1 protein-coding gene is annotated in these 1067 nt (G+C 63.0%); it reads right to left on the minus strand.

What is annotated here, in order from left to right; genetic code table 11:
- On the minus strand, positions 1–1067 hold a 1067-nt coding region (locus EOC06_RS44355), incomplete at both ends, for a Pls/PosA family non-ribosomal peptide synthetase (protein ID WP_281062136.1).

Raw genomic sequence — 1067 nt, forward strand, 5'->3', positions numbered from 1 at the left:
GTTTCACCATGCGCGGGATTTCAAAGGCAGGGGAACCCAGAAGCCCGACATTCTCGCGCAGCGGCCCGTCGATGGGGATCATCACCTTGGTGCCGAGCAGGACGTTGTCGCCGGTGCGCCCGTCCGGCGGATAGTAGATGTTGTTGCCGAGATAGTTGCGCTCGCCGATCCTCGTCGGCTCGAGCCGGAAGGCGGAGGCGGATTTGTGCATGTTGATCATGAACAGCCCGTCCGACACCATGGTCTCGGTGCCGATCTCGCACAGAAGCGGGTTTTCGTGCTGCTGGTTGGAGCCGAAGTTGGAGCCGGTCTGCACCACTCTGTTGAGGTTCCAGCCGATGGCCCTGATATAGTGCACGATGGCCGAGCTGTCGCCGAACAGGAGACCTAGCACGCGGGAGTTGCTGGAGAATTCGGCGACCGTCTGCAGCCAGTAGCGAAAGCCGTACAGCGTGTAGGTGCGGCCTGGCTTCAGGATCAGGTTTGTCAGGCGCGGCACCAGCGTCGCCGCCAGGAAGGCCACGGCCATGTAGCCGAACAGCGTGACCGTGGTGCCGATCGCGACGACGCCGATCGTCTCCTGGTAGTCGTCGCCGACGTTTTCCCAATAGCTGTGGAACAAAAGCGGCAAGGGGGTGACGATGGCAAACAGCCCGATCAACTGAACCGCCTCGAACAGGAAGCGCCGGATGTTGGACGGATCGACATTGCGCACCTTGCAATAGTCGGCCGTGGTCGGCACGGCCGGCGAGCCATGCCAGCGTTCGCCGTCGGGGATGCTTTGGCCGCGGTGCAGCGAGGACGAATGGCCGAGCTGGGCGCCGTCGCCGATCCGGGTGTCGATGTCGAGCGTCGAGCCGACGCCGACAAAGGCGTCGCGGCCGATGGTCAGCGGCCCGGTGTGGATATAGCCGGACTGCGCCCGGAAGCCGAGGATCATCGATTCCTTGCGCAGGATGGTGTTGGCGCCGATCGAGATGAGATCCGTGCAGACGGGCACGGATTTCGATTCGATGACGGCGTTCTTACCGAGCTTGGTGCCGAGAAGCTGCAGGTAGATGCTGTAG

Source organism: Mesorhizobium sp. M7A.F.Ca.MR.362.00.0.0, from assembly GCF_004023175.1.
Taxonomy (GTDB): Bacteria; Pseudomonadota; Alphaproteobacteria; order Rhizobiales; family Rhizobiaceae; genus Mesorhizobium.